The organism is Nonomuraea sp. 3-1Str, assembly GCF_031570565.1.
In the GTDB taxonomy this organism is placed as follows: Bacteria; Actinomycetota; Actinomycetes; order Streptosporangiales; family Streptosporangiaceae; genus Nonomuraea.
Window position 1 is genome coordinate 18,428 of the sequence record NZ_JALHBK010000033.1, and the last position, 14,468, is coordinate 32,895.

The window sequence follows — 14,468 nt, forward strand, 5'->3', positions numbered from 1 at the left end:
CCGGCTCCCTCAGCTCCCCCGGCGCCAGTAGGCGCCATAGCCGTCGATGTCGCGGATCTCGTCCTCGATGCCGTGCCTCTCGCGGAAGCCGTAGACGGCGTCACGGCAGGGTTTGAGGAAATAGTCGTCGATGATGACGAAGCCGCCGGAGGAGAGCTTGGGGTACAGATGCTCCAGCGCGTCCATCGTCGAGTCGTACAGATCGCCGTCCAGCCGCAGCACGGCGAGCCGGTCCATCGGGGCGGCCGGAAGGGTGTCCTTGAACCAGCCCGGCAGAAAACCGACCTGATCGTCCAGCAGTCCGTAGGCGTGGAAATTCTGCTTCACCCTGTCGAGCGGCACCCCGATGAAGTGGTTGAACTCGTGAGTGGCAAGCCGGGCGTCCTCGGGGTGCGACTCCGGCGTGGGCTCGGGCATCCCCTGGAAGGAATCGGCCACCCACACGCGCCGGTCCTTGACCCCCCACGCGGCCAGTACGGCTCGCATCATGATGGTGGTGCCCCCGCGCCAGACCCCGGTCTCTATGAGGTCGCCCGGGATTTCGTCGCGGAGCACCTGCTCGATGCATTCCTGGACGTTGTCGAGCCGGCGTAGCCCGACCATGGTGTGGGCCTTGCTCGGCCAGTCCAGACCCGCGCTGCGGCTGACCCTGTCATAGGTGGAGCCCGGGCTCCAGTCGCTGGGCACGGGCGGGTCCTCATAGATGACGTTGGTCAGCGTCTTCTTGATGAGATCCAGGTACAGGCGGGCGGCCCGCTCTTCGCGCGCCCCGGTGCGGCCGAGTTCGGTGAGCACCAGAGCGGCGCACTCGGCGGCGTTCTCCATCGTGAAGAAATGTCCTCGTCCGCTCACCTGGCGGATGCTCACCGGCCGGCCGGCCACCAGTTCCCAGTCCGCGGGATTCGTTTCCCCCGTGACGGGGTCCGCCGAACCCGTCAGCACGGTGACGGGACAATCGAGCGGGCCGGATGGCGGCGTGTACTGATACTCCGACAGGAGCAGGCCGTCGCGGCGGACGAGCTCCGCGAAATAGTCGGCTGCCTCCCCGTCTCGGGCGATCTCGGCGGGCAGGCCGTCGAGCCGCTCAAGGAAACCGATGGCTTCCCCGCTGTGCAGCGGCTTGTCCGGGCGTCCGCTCGGCCGCTGCCGCGGGGCGGGACATCCGGAGACGATCAACCGCTGGGCCGGGGGATGACCACGTCCCGACAGTATGCATACGGCCTCGTAGGCGATGAGCGCGCCCATGCTGTGGCCGAGCACCGCCCAGGTCCTGCCGGCCGACTCTTTCTCGATGATGCCGGCGACGTCTTCCGCCGCCTCCTGGATCGACGCGTACGGCGTCTCGCCCGCCCTGGCGCCTTTCCCGGCCAGTTCAACCGGCCGTACTTCCGCGCCATGCCCGAACGAGCTGTGCCAGCCCGCGAAGGAGCTGGCCGAACCGCCGGCATGAGGAATGCAGAACAGCATGAAATCGCTGGGACGCGTCAATGTCGTTACCCTTCTCACGCGGGTCGGGCGATGGATCAGGGCCGCTCAACGCAGGCGTACGCCCTGGCCGGCGAATCTCCCCGTCACGGTCTCGATGAAGCTCTGGAGCATGGCGTTGACCTCGCCGGCCGACCGCACGGGCTCGCTGTTGCAGGTGATGACGTACGTGACCGAGCGCTCGCCAGGAGCGGCCCCGTCCGGCACGAAGACGTCGCCGACCCTGATGCTGCGCACCCAGGAAGGGCTCACGGCGGTCATGACCGCCAGGACGTCCTGGCTGAGTACCGGGCGGGGCATGACGAAGTCGACCATGCGCTCCACGCCGGGGTCCTCATGGAACGGCGGGCGTCTGGCAGGCTCCTTGCGCAGCTTCCACGCGTCCAGGCGCAGCTCCAGGTAGCACGGCCGGTTACCGCCGAGGCCTGCGCGGCGGCGCACGTCCGGATGCACTTCTCCGAGGAGACCCGCGTACCGGCCGTCGAGGAGGATCTCGGCGCCGCGGTGGGGGTGGAGGACCTCGGCCAGCGGATTCGCCGGCGCAATGGGGCGGAAGGCGATGTCGGCACGGCAGCGCAGCGCGATCTCCTCCACCGCGCCACGCAGGAAGAAGACATCTGTTTCGCCCGCCTTGCCCGACCACTGGTCGGAGGCGCGGCTCCCCAGTGCCACGGCCCAGATCACCTCGTGTTCGTGGCAGAGGCCGTTGTCCGCTGTGGCGTCGGGCTCGAACACCCGTGTCACCTCGAACAGGCGCACGTCGCCCTGCTTGAATCGGAGATTGGCGCTCACCGCCGCCACGGCCTGCGCCAGGCAGTTGTTCTTCAGCATGGAGTAGCGGCGGTCTTCGGCGTTCAGTATCCGCACGTGCCGTGCCAGCGGCCCGGACTCGGCCGGTGAGAGCAGGCGCAACGTCTCCTTGCCGTAGAAGCCTTCGGTGAACGTCTCGTAGAAGCCGAGCCCGACGAGGGTGCCGCCGATCGCCTGAACCAGCTCCTCCTTCGGCGTGAGCGGCGCTCCTGGTCCGGCCGGAAGTGGCCGCGCGGGCAGCGTGTCGAACCCGATGTGACGAGCCAGCTCCTCGTAGAGGTCTTCCGGCTCTTTCACGTCCCAGATGCGCGAGCCCGGCACGGAGAACTCCCCGTTGCCCTCGTGCCGGAAGCCGTAGTCGCCGAGCCTGCTCTCCATGTCTGTCAGGCCGAGCTGGATGCCGAGGAAATCGGAGCAGGTCTCCGGGTCGAGCGCGATGCGCGGCGGTGGGGCCGTCCACCGTACGGGGACGATGGACGGCCCGTCCCGTTCGGCGGCGCCGGCCTCTTCCAGAAGGCGGATCACCCGGCCGGCGCCCTGAAGGACGGCGGTGGGATCGCTGCCACGCTCGTATCGCTGCGACGCCGCGGTGGAGACCCCGATCGCCGCCGCGGCCTTTCTGACCGCCACGGGATCGTACGCCGCGGACTCCAGGAGCACCCGTCGCGTCCCGTCCCGCACGCGGGATTCCTCGCACCCCAGCACGCCCGCCACCGCGAGGATCTTCTCCTCGTCGGCCACCACCGGCAGGCCGGCGGGCAGCGACCTGGGCTCCCGTTCCCCGATCAGATGGGCCCGCTCACCGGAACGGCTCGCACGGATGTGAACGGTGCCGCTCACCCGGTCGGCGTCGAAGGCATGAGTCGGCTGGCCGAGCTCCAAGGCCGCGGCGTTGGCCGCGTCCACCAGCGCCGATCCCGTGAGCAGATCCTCGGCGGCCAGTCTGGCGGTCACGTCCGCGCGCAGCGTGGCCTTCGGATCGAGAACGGTGAGCCGGGTCAGCGAGTACGCCAGGCACGCCGCCGACTCCACAGCCACCCTGATCGGGCCGTCACCGACCTCTGGCCGCTCGACCGGCGGAAGCGTCAGCGGGAGGTGCAGCCGGGCGGCCAGTTCGGTGGCCACCCCCGCGTAACTCCGATGGTCACCGCGATTCGCCAGGAACTCCAGCGTCACGTACGAGTCCGAGCCGTCGGATTCGACGCTCTTGACCTCAAGGCCGGACTCATCCAGTGCGGCCCGCACCCGGGCGAGGTCATGCGGCAACTCCGGCAGGAACGCGCGCAGGCCGACGACAGAGAGCTTCATGAGACGCCTCGATGCAGGTAGGCCAGCTGACGGTGGTCGGCGGAGTACAGCGACCTCACCTTGGAGATGCCGAGCCATTGCGCGGCCATTCTGGTCGTACCCCAGCCGAACGCGATCCCGCGAATGTCGACGCCGTCGAAGCCGAATTCGCGAAGCACCGCCGGATGGATCATTCCGGCGCCGATGATGGTCACCCAGCCGACGCGGTGACAGGCCTCACATCCGTCGCCTCCGCAGGCCGTGCACGTGATGTCAAGTCCGAGCGACGGTTCCGTGTACGGGTAGTACTTGGGTTTGAAACGTATCCGCACCCGGTCTCCGTAGAGAGCCCGTGCCACGAAGACGAGAATTTCCTTCAGATGCCCCAGGGCGAGCCCGCTCTCCAGCCAGAAGCCCTCCAACTGGTGGAACATCGCCAGGTGCGTGGCGTCCACCGCCTCGTTGCGGTAGACCCGGCCCGCCGCGACGATCTTGACCGGCGGGTCCGGCCGGCCTCCCAGCACCCTGGCCTGGATGGTGGTCGTGTGCGAGCGCAGGAGCAGCCCGGCGTCGAGCCAGAAGGTGTCCTGCATGTCCCTCGCCGGATGGTGCTGCGGGATGTTCAGCGCGTCGAAGTTGTGGTACGCGTCCTCGACCTCGGGCCCGTCCGCGCGCTCGAATCCGAGCCGGCGCAGCACGTCCAGGCAGCGGCCCTCGACTTCCGTGAGCGGATGCCAGGCGCCACGCCTGGGCGCCTGACCGGGCAAGGACAGGTCGAGCCATTCGTGTTCGATCTGCCGGGCCGTCTCCTCCGCCCGCACGCGAGCGGTCTTCTCCTCCACTTCCGTGCGCATCCGCAGGTCCAGGCCGTTGAGCGTGACCGCGCGCTCCTTACGTTCCTGCTCGGGAAGTTTCGCCAGCTCGCGGAACTCCTGTTTCACCCGGCTGCGCCGTCCTGTATGCCGGGCCTGCACTGCGGCCAGCTCGTCCCCGGTGACTGCTTTCGCGAGGTCGGCCGAGAAACGGGCATATATCTCTGCTGAAAAATCCACTTCCCACTCCACAGGTACACGTTCGCCGGCATCGCGAGCCGCGGCTCATACCGTGCCGCGCAACGTCGCGCCGAAATTCCCGGTCAGTTCCCGCGTCACGGTCCGCAACGCCTCCTTGATCTGCTGCGGCGCCAACGGGTGGCGGGTCAGGAGACTCAACGAGATCGTCACGGCGTGCTCGTCCTCGTCCAGCGAAGGCCCGCGCCACACGTCCGAGACGGACGAGTCGATCCTGAGCACCTCGGGAATGCTGACCCCCTCGGCGGCGGCACAGAGCATCTCCGGCGACACGTCCCGGCGGCACCGCAACGACAGATCGAGCGAACGCACCACCTCAGGCAGCGCACGGAGCTGTGTGAGGTCTCTGTCGAAGGGGCCCGCCAGGTCGAGCTCCGGGGTCTGCGCGGCCGTGATCGCGCTCATCCTGGACAGGAGCTCGCCTTGCGGCACGCGCAGCTCGGCCGCCAGAGCGTCCAGTGTCACCAGGGCCTTGCGCATGATGTAGCCCTGGGCACGGCCGGACGCCTCGATGTCGTTGGCGTAGAGCCGGGCGAGCAGGCCCAGCAGGTCCGCGAGCTTGGCCTCCTGCTCCGTCTCCACGGGCGGGAGCACCCCGGCCGGCATCACGTCGATCACCCACCGGCTGCGGGCCAGGCACGCGGCGAGCGTCTCGACGCCGATCCCGAACCCGTAGCCGACGGTCCGGCCGTCCCATTCGAAGGCGATGAGATTTCCCAGGTCGCGCCACTTACCGTCGGATTGCGCGATGGCGAAGGTGGCGCCCCGCCCTGTCATCCGGTCCTCGCCGAAACCCCAGCGGTAGTAGCGACGCGGCTCCTCGCCGTAGGCCACCGGCGTCGTCCAGGCGTCCCGCCAGGCGGTGTGCAGGTCGTGGTCGTCGGCCGCCACTTTCAGCAGCACCTGCGAGTCCTTCAGCCCATGGAGGTCACTGAAGAAGCGGCTGATGGTGTCGGCGAGTGAGGTCCGGGCGGCCACGGGCGCGAGCACGGCGAGCATGTTGAACTGCAGGACGAAGTCGGCCGAGAACGCCTCGGTGAAGGTGGTCTTGAGATTGTGCGCCCTGACGCACGGCTGGGTCACCACGAGCGTGCGATCACCCAGGGCGAGATCACCGCGTAGGTAGGGTTTGAACGGGACCACGGCGGAGTTGGTGAACAGAACGGTCGGGTCGTCGCGCGGTATGGCCTGCTCGGCGGACAAGCGCTCGGCCCCGCCCTGAAGGAAGTGATCGGTGAAACCGGCGGTCAGATCCACAAGGGTCTGGTGCAAGCGACTCGCCCGCCGTACATCACTGTGACTGACTTGGCCTCGCATGGCTGGATCTCCTGGCGTCGGGTCCATCTCTGCACGAGCGGTGCGCATCCCTACGAGCGATCCGCCTTCGGCGGCGGGGCGATGAACAGCGCCGGATACATCGCCCACAGATGCCAGAACGAGATGCCCAGGAATCGCTTGGTCGCCAGATGGAAGGCGACGGCGGCGAGAGCGATCAGACGCCGGTTCTTCCAGCGGGCCACCAGCAGCGGCAGGAAAGCGGCCTCACCGACGACGGTCGCCACGCTCAGCACCCGTATCAAAGGGTCGTTGGCGCTGAGGCGGTGCCCCTCGGCCGTGCCCAGTACGGCCAGCGCGCCCTTGAGGGTGCTGCCCTCCGTCATCCACTTCAGTTTGCCGTGAATGAGCTTCGACAGCCCGGCCTGGCTGTAGATCGCGGCGGACCCCAGCTGCATGGCCGCGAGCGCCAGCGACTGAAGCTGCGCCTCTTCCTTCGACAGGGGCCCGGCCGGCCGCTTGTCGACGCTCAGCCATTTCGAGGTGTCGACCGCGGTCGCCGCACAGAGGAACAGGTTCAGGTGACTGTTGTAGTTCCACAGTCGCGGATGGAACTGGGCGACATAGCAGTTGAGCGCGGCGAAGCCGGCCGCCGCGGAAACCCGCACGAGGACGTGGCGCACGCCGATCGTCCACAACCCCACGCTGGTCAGCGACAGCAGACGCAGCGCGTTGAACTGGAAGGCGCTCAGCCGGACCTTGCGACGGTCATCCGGCCGGCAAGCCTGGAGGGTGTCCTGGGTCTCCTCGAAGAACGACCCGGCGGGCATCTGCACGATGGTCCGGATGACCGCGGCGCCGAGACTCACGCGCACGAGCGGCAGCCGGTCGGCGGCGTCCTCCTGCCCGAAGAGGATCGCCGCGAGCCTGCGCACCATCACCCCACCTCACAGCGGTAGAGCACCTGGTGGTCGTAGAGGGGCCCGTCGTCGGCCATCGAATAGTCTCCGACATCGATATTGACCATGATCACCTCTAGTCCGGTGAAGCCGCGTGGATGCCGGGGCCTTTCCGAGCGCCGCACCTCGTCGTAGTTCGGCCAGGGCCGCGTGTTGAGCCGGTCCAATATCGTCCGGCAGAACCTCTCCTTCACCTCGTCGTCCTTGTTCTCCAGCAGGACGGTGGCGAAGATGTCCACAACCCGGAAGAACTCCAGCGGCATCAGGCCGTAGACCTGCCGAAAGCCGGTCCACTCGTCGCCGTCCCTCAGCCGGACCCGTAACTGGGCGAACCGGCGGGGCAACGTGCGGTTGAACATGTTGTTGGAGCAGAGGGGCCATCGATTGCGATCGACGACCGTGTGGAAGAACTGGGCCGCCAGCACCGCGAGCAGGAGGGCCGCCGCCATCGCCGGCTTCCTCCCGACCGGCCCTGACCATTTCGCCGCCTTGTTCATGGCATGAAGCCCTCCTCTCTGACCGCGGGGTCCAGCACCGTCAGGCGCTGCCGCTCGCCGGCGTACAACGTGGCCCGCGCCCCGAAGGGCACGCACATCATGGGGTCGGTGTGACCCAGCGGAAGCCCGCTCAGGATCGGGCCGCGGAAGCCCCGCGCCGCCCGGTCCACGACGGCCGCCAGTTCGGGGAGCCGGTCCATCGCGGGATCGGTGAACCGGCCCAGCCCCAGCGCGACGATCTGGTCGAAGACCCCGAGGTGCCGCAGGTGGGTCAACTGCGCTTCCACTTCCCCGATGTCGCCGCCCGCGGTCTCCATCAGCAACATCGCGCCCCCCAGCTCCGGCCAGAAGTCCGTGCCGGCCAGCCTCAGGAGGGTGTCCAGATTCGCGCCGATCAGAAAGCCCTCCGCCGCTCCCTCCCGCAGGACCCGTACCGGAGCGGCCCGCTCCTGGCGTCTCGGCCGTTCGTCGTCGCGGTCCCAGGCGAGGAATTCGAGAACCTGCTCCTCGGGAAAGGGGATGTCGCCGAGCGGACGGGAGTCCGCCACGGTGCGCTCCAGCATCGCCTCGGTGTAGGACAGGCATCCGCCGGACTCTCCCCACTGGGGAAGAAGCTGGGGACCCATCACGACCCCCACCCGAGCGCGTGTCCAGATCGCCAGCAGGAGCGCGGTGGCGTCGCTGTAGCCGATCAGCAGCTTCGGGTGGCGCCGGATCAGCTCGTAGTCGAGCAGTTCCAGCAGTTGGTTGGCGTTGTAACCGCCGATCGAGGTCATGATGGCGCGAACCTCGCCGTCGGCGAAGAGCTCGTGCAGGTCCTGGGCCCGCTCTTCTGGTGTGCCGGCCGTGTGGCCGGTGTCCTTGAGCCAGTTCCGCCCCTCCCGCACCCGGTAGCCCGCCGCCTCCAGCGCGCCGACCGCACGGGCTCGGCGCCGGGGGAACCTGGCGGCGTGCGGCATCGAGGGGGAGCAGAGTCCGATCACATCTCCGGGTCGCAGGGCCGCTGGACGCGGGGGCGCAGGCGGGCTCGGGTCCGACTCGTCCGCCGGAGCCCGCCTCGTCGAGGAGGACATCCGCCTACGACGCGGGGCCTTGGCATGCGACGAAGAACAGGTTGTTCCCGCGTTCGGCCAGGCTCGGTTCGGCGAGCATCCGACGCTCCATCTTCAGGATGCGTTCGTAGCTCTGGGGGTCGGACAGGCTCCGGAAGACGCCGGCGCTGGTGCCTTCGATCTGGGTCTCCTGGTAGCCCGGATAGATGAGCGTGGGGAACCCCGTCCTGACCGAGACGGTGAGCCCGAGCCCGACCAGCCGCTCGTGGAGCAGTTCGGGCGTGAACAGGTGCATGACCGGCATGTCCGGGGTGAAGCGCCCGCGAGCGTCGGACACCGCCGACTCCGCGTCCTCCAGCATGCCGACGTGCACGTTGAAGAAGGCCGTGTGATAGCGGTTGGGCAGAACCAGGGCCATCTGAGCGCCGGGCGCCATCAGCGTGACGAGCTGCCTGAGCACCTCATCGGGATCGGCCACGAAGCCGAGCACGTTGTGGAAGCTGATGACCAGGTCGAACAGGTCGCCTGCCAGCCGGTGCTCCACGTCCATCAAGTCGCCGTTCACCACGGTGAGACGCTGGAGATAGCCGCCTTCCTCCGCCTTGGCCGTGGCGTGCCGCGTCATGTCGGGGCTGAGGTCGAAGAGCACGCAGGTCAGGTCCGGGCGTTCCCGCAGGATCCGCTGGGTCCACCGCCCCGTGCCTCCGCCCGCGTCCAGGAGCCGCCCGCCCACCGGGACGTGGGGCAGCACGTACTCCTGCAGCGCTTCCCAGAGAAGCTGATCCGACAGTCGCCAGTAGACCTGCTCGTCCACCTGGTCGTAGCCGTCGGCTTTCTTGCGGAAATAGTCGAGCACTTCGTGCTGCGTGGAATCGGGTGAGGGTACGTCGATCAGCGCCATGGGAGCTCCGTGTCGGTAGTGATTGCCCTAGGGGAGGATCTGCTGCCCGTTGAACCGCAGCAGCAGAGCGAGATCCCGGATGTCATCGTGTTTCATGACCCAGAGGAGGAAGCGTTCGACCCCGAGCCCGAAACCCGATGTACGCAACGGATGGCGTTCCTTCATGGTCATGTACCAGTGGTACTCGTCGGCCGGCACCTCATGGAGGCGCAGGGCCCGTTCGAGTTCGGCGGCGTTGACGTGCCGCTCTCCCGAGCCGACCGTTTCCCCGATACCGAAAAGCAGATCGGCGCTCAGAGCCTTGGCAGGGTCGTCAGGGTCGAAGGCCTGATAGAACGGCACGCTGAGGTGGTCCATATGGGTGACCCATACATATCCCCCGAACTGCTTCATCAGTTCCCGCTCCCCCGCCCGGGTGAGAGTGCGGCACTGCGGCCCCATTTCCCGCACGAACGCCGGATCGTGGCGCAGCCGAGCCGCCGCCTCGTCGAACGGCACGCGAGGCAGGGCGGACGAGCCCGCGAACTCCTCCAGATGGTCGAGGTCTCCCGCGATGTCCAGCACGGCCTGACGGCCGTAGTCGAGCAGACCGGCGGAAAGATGGCGCAGGTAGGCCTCCACCACGCGGATGACGTCGTCCAGACCTCCGGCGACCTCGGCCTCGCTGTGGAAGAACTGGCACAGGTGCGTCTCGTCGGCCTGCTCGCCCCTGAACGAAGGCATGAGATAGTACGCCCCAGCGGGTGAGAGCCGGCAGCCGAATTCGAGCATGAACTGCATCGAGTCCGCGAGATAGGTCGGAACGCCTTCCAGTTCCACCCTCACCGGCGTGCTGTCGCTGCCGCGGCCCATCGGGCTGGAAATGGAACCCGTCGTGATCGGCAGGTTGAGATAACGGGCCCCGCGGGTTGTCCAGAAGTCGATCGTCCGATGGGCGACGATATCCTGGAACAGCGTCAGATGCTGATACCAGGAATTTTCCAGAACGGTGAGATAGTGCTTTGCCGGCTCTGCCCAGGAACGGGGCGCGAGAACAGTCGGTTGCGACATGGCGACCTTTCACGAGACGCGGACGGCGCTTTCCGGGGAATGGCGACTTCTGCGCATTCATCGTGTGTCACCGAAACAGCGGGTGTCCAGCCTCCGCCAAGGCGTGTAGCAGCCATGGCGAGAAATTGCCAGCAAAGCCGAGGTATGACAGCGGGCGGCGGCGGGCTCGGCTCCTCCCAGCTCAGGGCGTGAAAGGGGCCGCCGGCAGGCTCGTCCCTCGGTGATCGAGAGCGGACCGGCCGGCGGCGAACGTCGCCCGGCCCTGGCTCGCCGCGCGCAACCCTAGGACCGTTCGGACATTTCCCACCTCAATGCGTCGTCTGCCGGAAACCATTGAGGCATCTCAGATCCACGCCACATCCAGATCTCCAGGAAGATGTGACGGGGCTCGCCACCATCCAGGCGGATCATGGAAACTTGCCGGACGGCTCCTTCCGGAGGCGCGGGCCGTGCCTTCACCGGGCCGGGCAAGGTGCTCATGAGCGCGCTCTCTATGACGCGTGCGATCGTGGTCCCCAGGTCGTCTTCGAGCATGAAGGCACCGTTGCAGGCGTCGTCGCCGGTGTCGCTCTCGGCGGCCTCGGTCGCCGACGCGACGAACAGCGAGCGGGTGCCGCCTTCGAGAGCGAGACCGTCGGCCAGCAGACGAACCGTCTCCAGGCGCGGCCGATGCACCCGCCCACTTTCCAGGTCACGAATCGCGCGCACACTCAGCGTGGACAGATCAGCCAGATGTTGTTGGGTAAGCCCGGCACGAATCCGAAGCTTGCGGAGCAGTGAGCGGAACGACTCTTGATGCGGTGAACGCCCGACTGGGAGTCTCATGCCATCCTTTCGTGCTCGAAGCCAGGGGTCTGACACCGGAGCGAGAGCCATCCGCTCAGGTGTCGGTTGACGGATCGGCCCAGAGCAACGTGTCCATCGCCAGCGAGATCAGGTCGGCCCCGCAGTGCGCGACCACCCATCCGGCCAGACCGGCATCGTTGGCCAGCGCCTCCTGCAGCAGGGCGCGGGCACCGTTTTCCGCCTGCGGAAGGTCAGCGCCGATCAGGTACAGGACCAGCGATATCCCGCCGTCGTCGCGTCGGATGTAGGCGTGGCCGACGCTGATCGAGCCTTTGAACGCGGTCAGGGAGGAGTGGAGTCGCTCGGTGTCGAGCGGCGGGCTTCCGGGGATGGTCGGAGCCAGTCGAGCGGTGATCACATACATGACGATGCATCGGCAACGATGATTCGATGCTCAGCCCCAGATGTTTCCGTCTGCGCCGTCGGCGACGTTCATGATGGCATTCCCGGCCGGCGCCTCACCGGCCAGGGCCACCACCGCGGAGCCCGTTCCGAGCGCGGCCAGGACAACGAGAAGAGTAGCGATCTTCGTGGTGAACTTCGTGGGAAGCCGCATTTTCGGTCCTTTTCGTGAGGCGCTGCCGAATGGTGCGATCAGTATGCGCAGCGGAATGGACCGGATAGAAGCACCGGCGCGTGACCTAAAGAGGTCTGGCCTGATTAGGCCTGACCGCTCGGCCGGACGGCTCTGCGGCGTCAATAGTGGGCGATGATGCGCCGGGCGGGACCGTCCACGGTCATCATCCCGCCGTAGGGAAGAATCCACTGGGGATCGGTGTGCCCGAAGTCCACGCCGAACACGACCATGGCCTCAGGGTGGTAGCGGCCGAGGATTCGCAAGATCGCTTCACGTTGCTCGGTGCGGTAGCTCTCCCGTTCTTCAGGACTGCAGGTCCTGGACAGGTTCGTGGCCTTCGCCGTAGCGACGAGGATCGCCGGGAACTGTGCGAGCAATCCGCGCTCGCCGGCATTTCGCAGCATACGGAACACCTCCCGCCCCGTCGGCATCTCCTCGGACGTCTCCAGCAGCAGCACACAACCGGCGTAGTCCTCGACCGCGCGGATCCATCGGCCGGCGGCCAGATTCCAGTGCAGGACCTCCAGGTTGCCACCCCAGGTGGGCGCGGTGACGACCCGATCGGGCTGATGCCAGCTCCAGCCGGGGCTGGGAAGGGCCGGCGCCGTCTGGTTCAGCGAGGCGGGATCGCCCCAGTCGAGCTCGTCCTCACTGAACACATCGACCGGGTGCAACGCGACATCGCCGCTGTGGAACAACGCGGCCCGCAGCGACCCGCTGGTCACCGGATGGAGTCCACCGCCGCGCCCCAGGTGCACCATGGTCGATCCGCCGTGGTAGCCCGCCACGCCGAGGTTCCACAGCCAGTTGAGCAGGTTGGTGTTGTCGCTGTAGCCGACGAACGGCTTGGGGGCCACCGCGGAGGGGTCCAGGTAGGGCAGCACGCAGAGCTGGTCATCGCCTCCGATCGTGGCCAGCACCGCATGGATGTCGGGGTCGGAGAACGCGTCCATGAAATCGGCCGCCCGCTCCCGCGGCGAGGCCCCCAATTGGCGGGTGGTCGGATATTCCACCGGCTCCAGCTCGAACTCGTCCCGAAGCCGTTGCATTGCCAGTTCGTGCACGGCGGGAAACATCCCAGGTGCCGCGAAGGAAGGAGAGAGCACAGCGACCCGCTGCCCGGCCGTCAGTTTCGGGGGGACGATGAATTCAGGGCGCATGTCCTCTTCCACGTGATCGTCCGACGGAGACCAACGCGATTGTACTGACGCGCGGCCATCACGACGGTGGCTTGCCGGACGCGGCAAAGGGGCACGCGAGCCCGCACCGGGAGGGCACCCGAAAGCCGGGGCGTGGGGTCAGATCCAGCCTTGTCGCGCCGCGCGCAACCCCGCTTCGAAGCGGCTGCGGGCGCCGAGCCGCTCCATGATCGCGGCCATCATGCGTCGTACGGTGCGCTGAGACAGGCCGAGCTGATGACCGGCCGCCTCGTCTGTCATTCCCTCGGCCAGCAGCCTGAGCAGTTGCCGCTCCTGTGGCAGCAGTCCGGCCTCGTCCTTGCTCGGCTGTGACCCGATGGGCGTCGCCACATTCCAGATCTGGTCGAACAACGCGAGGACCGCGACCACGGTCCCGCTGTCCGACACCTGCACGGCCCCTGCTTGGGTGTTCGACGCGTCCATCGGGAGAACGGCGATCCGGCGATCATAGATCAACATCCGAATGGGCAGGGCCGGCACCGTGCGAACCTGCGCGCCGCTCTCGACCAGCCATTCCGCGTACGCCAGCGTAAGGCCGTCATTACGAATGCTGTCCAGCCCGATGGTGCGAATGTCCACGCCCCGGTCACGGACCTGTCGGTCCAGGCACTTGGCCGCCTCGATCAACCGGGGGTCCTGCGCCCCGCCGGGCATCATGCTGGCCACTTCGAAGACGGCTTCGGCCGACAGCCTCTCGATACGGGCCTGGATCGCGTCCATCCCGAGAAGCCAATCGGCTCCAGGACGTTGCCCGTCCTGGTGGGAGTCGGAGTATTCGCTGACGATGGCCGCGATGGCGGACTCGGCCTCGGCGATCTGGTTCTGCTGACGCGCCAGTTCGGCCTGACGTTGCTGGAGGAGTATCTGTAGTCCCACCTGCGGGCTGACCGGGCGAAAGCTCCCCGGAGATTCCCAGGAGGGCAGGAGTAACGCCAGCTCCGCGAGGTGATCGAGTGCGGATCGGACCTGATCACTGGTTGTGGAAAGCTCTCTCGCCATCGACTCGACGTCCAAGTCCTTTCGCAGAAGGAGAATCCGGTAGATCTTTTCCGCCAGTGGATACAGACCGAGCGATACAAGCATTGATCAACTTTCGGGGACGGATCTCGCAGGGCTCACATCATTCTATTGATCGAACAAGCGAGAACAAGCCCTTTTATCGTGCGGGCAATTGGCTATGATGCCCGCCATAGCGGGATGCAATTCGCGATCGCCCGGACACGAGATGTAGCGCGTCACTGATCGGCCCCTGGTACTCGTGGCACGGCCGGCCGCCCCGAACCGCGGCGAGCCCCGGCTCCGGGCGACCGGCCTGCCCCACGAACCGTCTCCTACGTGGAGACGAACGAGGTCTGGCAACCCGGAACAGTCCAGGTCATACAGCAGACGGTCTTCTCCTGCGCCTCGGCGTTCTCCGCGGCGGGGAGTTCCTGAAGAGCGGCCACATCGGTGGACACGAT

15 protein-coding genes are annotated in these 14,468 nt (G+C 67.3%); all 15 read right to left on the reverse strand.

What is annotated here, in order from left to right:
• Positions 1–9: 9 nt before the first annotated feature.
• The 15 genes from MTP10_RS35780 to MTP10_RS35850 all read right to left on the reverse strand — a co-directional run bounded on the left by MTP10_RS35780 (position 10) and on the right by MTP10_RS35850 (position 14,465).
• Complete coding sequence (locus tag MTP10_RS35780) at positions 10–1,488, reverse strand: alpha/beta fold hydrolase (protein ID WP_310715468.1); 1,479 nt, start codon at positions 1,486–1,488, stop codon at positions 10–12.
• Positions 1,489–1,533: 45 nt separating this feature from the next.
• Positions 1,534–3,603, reverse strand: coding sequence for a phenylalanine--tRNA ligase subunit beta (locus tag MTP10_RS35785; RefSeq protein ID WP_310715471.1), 2,070 nt, complete (start codon positions 3,601–3,603; stop codon positions 1,534–1,536).
• Positions 3,600–4,646, reverse strand: a complete 1,047-nt coding sequence (pheS, locus tag MTP10_RS35790) for a phenylalanine--tRNA ligase subunit alpha (RefSeq protein WP_310715474.1) — start codon at positions 4,644–4,646, stop codon at positions 3,600–3,602. Before pheS ends, MTP10_RS35785 begins: the two co-directional genes overlap by 4 nt.
• A gap of 33 nt (positions 4,647–4,679) precedes the next feature.
• Entirely contained in the window at positions 4,680–6,017 is a 1,338-nt protein-coding gene (locus MTP10_RS35795; protein ID WP_310715476.1) for an alanine--tRNA ligase-related protein, read from the reverse strand.
• A gap of 2 nt (positions 6,018–6,019) precedes the next feature.
• Entirely contained in the window at positions 6,020–6,865 is an 846-nt protein-coding gene (locus MTP10_RS35800; RefSeq protein ID WP_310715478.1) for a hypothetical protein, read from the reverse strand.
• Positions 6,865–7,383, reverse strand: coding sequence for a hypothetical protein (locus MTP10_RS35805; RefSeq protein ID WP_310715481.1), 519 nt, complete (start codon positions 7,381–7,383; stop codon positions 6,865–6,867). The genes MTP10_RS35800 and MTP10_RS35805 overlap by 1 nt, the downstream gene beginning before the upstream one ends.
• Entirely contained in the window at positions 7,380–8,456 is a 1,077-nt protein-coding gene (locus MTP10_RS35810; RefSeq protein WP_310715484.1) for an LD-carboxypeptidase, read from the reverse strand. The genes MTP10_RS35805 and MTP10_RS35810 overlap by 4 nt, the downstream gene beginning before the upstream one ends.
• Before the next feature lie 4 nt (positions 8,457–8,460).
• A complete protein-coding gene (locus tag MTP10_RS35815; protein WP_310715487.1) occupies positions 8,461–9,336 on the reverse strand; it encodes a methyltransferase domain-containing protein in 876 nt (291 codons plus the stop codon).
• A 27-nt stretch (positions 9,337–9,363) separates the two neighbouring features.
• Positions 9,364–10,386 carry an amino acid--tRNA ligase-related protein gene (locus MTP10_RS35820; protein WP_310715490.1) on the reverse strand — a complete coding sequence of 341 codons (1,023 nt, stop codon included), beginning with the start codon at positions 10,384–10,386 and terminating at the stop codon, positions 9,364–9,366.
• Between the two features lie 282 nt (positions 10,387–10,668).
• Positions 10,669–11,211 carry a helix-turn-helix transcriptional regulator gene (locus tag MTP10_RS35825; protein WP_310715493.1) on the reverse strand — a complete coding sequence of 181 codons (543 nt, stop codon included), beginning with the start codon at positions 11,209–11,211 and terminating at the stop codon, positions 10,669–10,671.
• 55 nt (positions 11,212–11,266) lie between these two features.
• A complete protein-coding gene (locus MTP10_RS35830; protein ID WP_310715494.1) occupies positions 11,267–11,596 on the reverse strand; it encodes a hypothetical protein in 330 nt (109 codons plus the stop codon).
• Between the two features lie 30 nt (positions 11,597–11,626).
• The gene (locus MTP10_RS35835; protein WP_310715497.1) at positions 11,627–11,788 is read right to left on the reverse strand and encodes a hypothetical protein; all 162 of its coding nucleotides are present in this window, start codon (positions 11,786–11,788) and stop codon (positions 11,627–11,629) included.
• Between the two features lie 140 nt (positions 11,789–11,928).
• Entirely contained in the window at positions 11,929–12,981 is a 1,053-nt protein-coding gene (locus MTP10_RS35840) for an LD-carboxypeptidase (RefSeq protein ID WP_310715500.1), read from the reverse strand.
• A 126-nt stretch (positions 12,982–13,107) separates the two neighbouring features.
• Positions 13,108–14,091, reverse strand: coding sequence for a LuxR C-terminal-related transcriptional regulator (locus tag MTP10_RS35845; protein ID WP_310715502.1), 984 nt, complete (start codon positions 14,089–14,091; stop codon positions 13,108–13,110).
• Positions 14,092–14,339: 248 nt separating this feature from the next.
• A complete protein-coding gene (locus MTP10_RS35850; RefSeq protein ID WP_310715504.1) occupies positions 14,340–14,465 on the reverse strand; it encodes an ALQxL family class IV lanthipeptide in 126 nt (41 codons plus the stop codon).
• Between the last annotated feature and the right edge of the window lie 3 nt (positions 14,466–14,468).

Coding starts and splice junctions, on each gene's coding strand:
- MTP10_RS35835 (WP_310715497.1), bottom strand. CDS start 11,788: ATGCGGCTTCCCACGAAGTTCACCACGAAGATCGCTACTCTTCTCGTT.
- MTP10_RS35820 (WP_310715490.1), bottom strand. CDS start 10,386: ATGTCGCAACCGACTGTTCTCGCGCCCCGTTCCTGGGCAGAGCCGGCA.
- MTP10_RS35785 (WP_310715471.1), bottom strand. CDS start 3,603: ATGAAGCTCTCTGTCGTCGGCCTGCGCGCGTTCCTGCCGGAGTTGCCG.
- MTP10_RS35815 (WP_310715487.1), bottom strand. CDS start 9,336: ATGGCGCTGATCGACGTACCCTCACCCGATTCCACGCAGCACGAAGTG.
- MTP10_RS35810 (WP_310715484.1), bottom strand. CDS start 8,456: ATGTCCTCCTCGACGAGGCGGGCTCCGGCGGACGAGTCGGACCCGAGC.
- MTP10_RS35795 (WP_310715476.1), bottom strand. CDS start 6,017: ATGCGCACCGCTCGTGCAGAGATGGACCCGACGCCAGGAGATCCAGCC.
- MTP10_RS35845 (WP_310715502.1), bottom strand. CDS start 14,091: ATGCTTGTATCGCTCGGTCTGTATCCACTGGCGGAAAAGATCTACCGG.
- MTP10_RS35805 (WP_310715481.1), bottom strand. CDS start 7,383: ATGAACAAGGCGGCGAAATGGTCAGGGCCGGTCGGGAGGAAGCCGGCG.
- MTP10_RS35825 (WP_310715493.1), bottom strand. CDS start 11,211: ATGAGACTCCCAGTCGGGCGTTCACCGCATCAAGAGTCGTTCCGCTCA.
- MTP10_RS35800 (WP_310715478.1), bottom strand. CDS start 6,865: ATGGTGCGCAGGCTCGCGGCGATCCTCTTCGGGCAGGAGGACGCCGCC.
- MTP10_RS35830 (WP_310715494.1), bottom strand. CDS start 11,596: ATGTATGTGATCACCGCTCGACTGGCTCCGACCATCCCCGGAAGCCCG.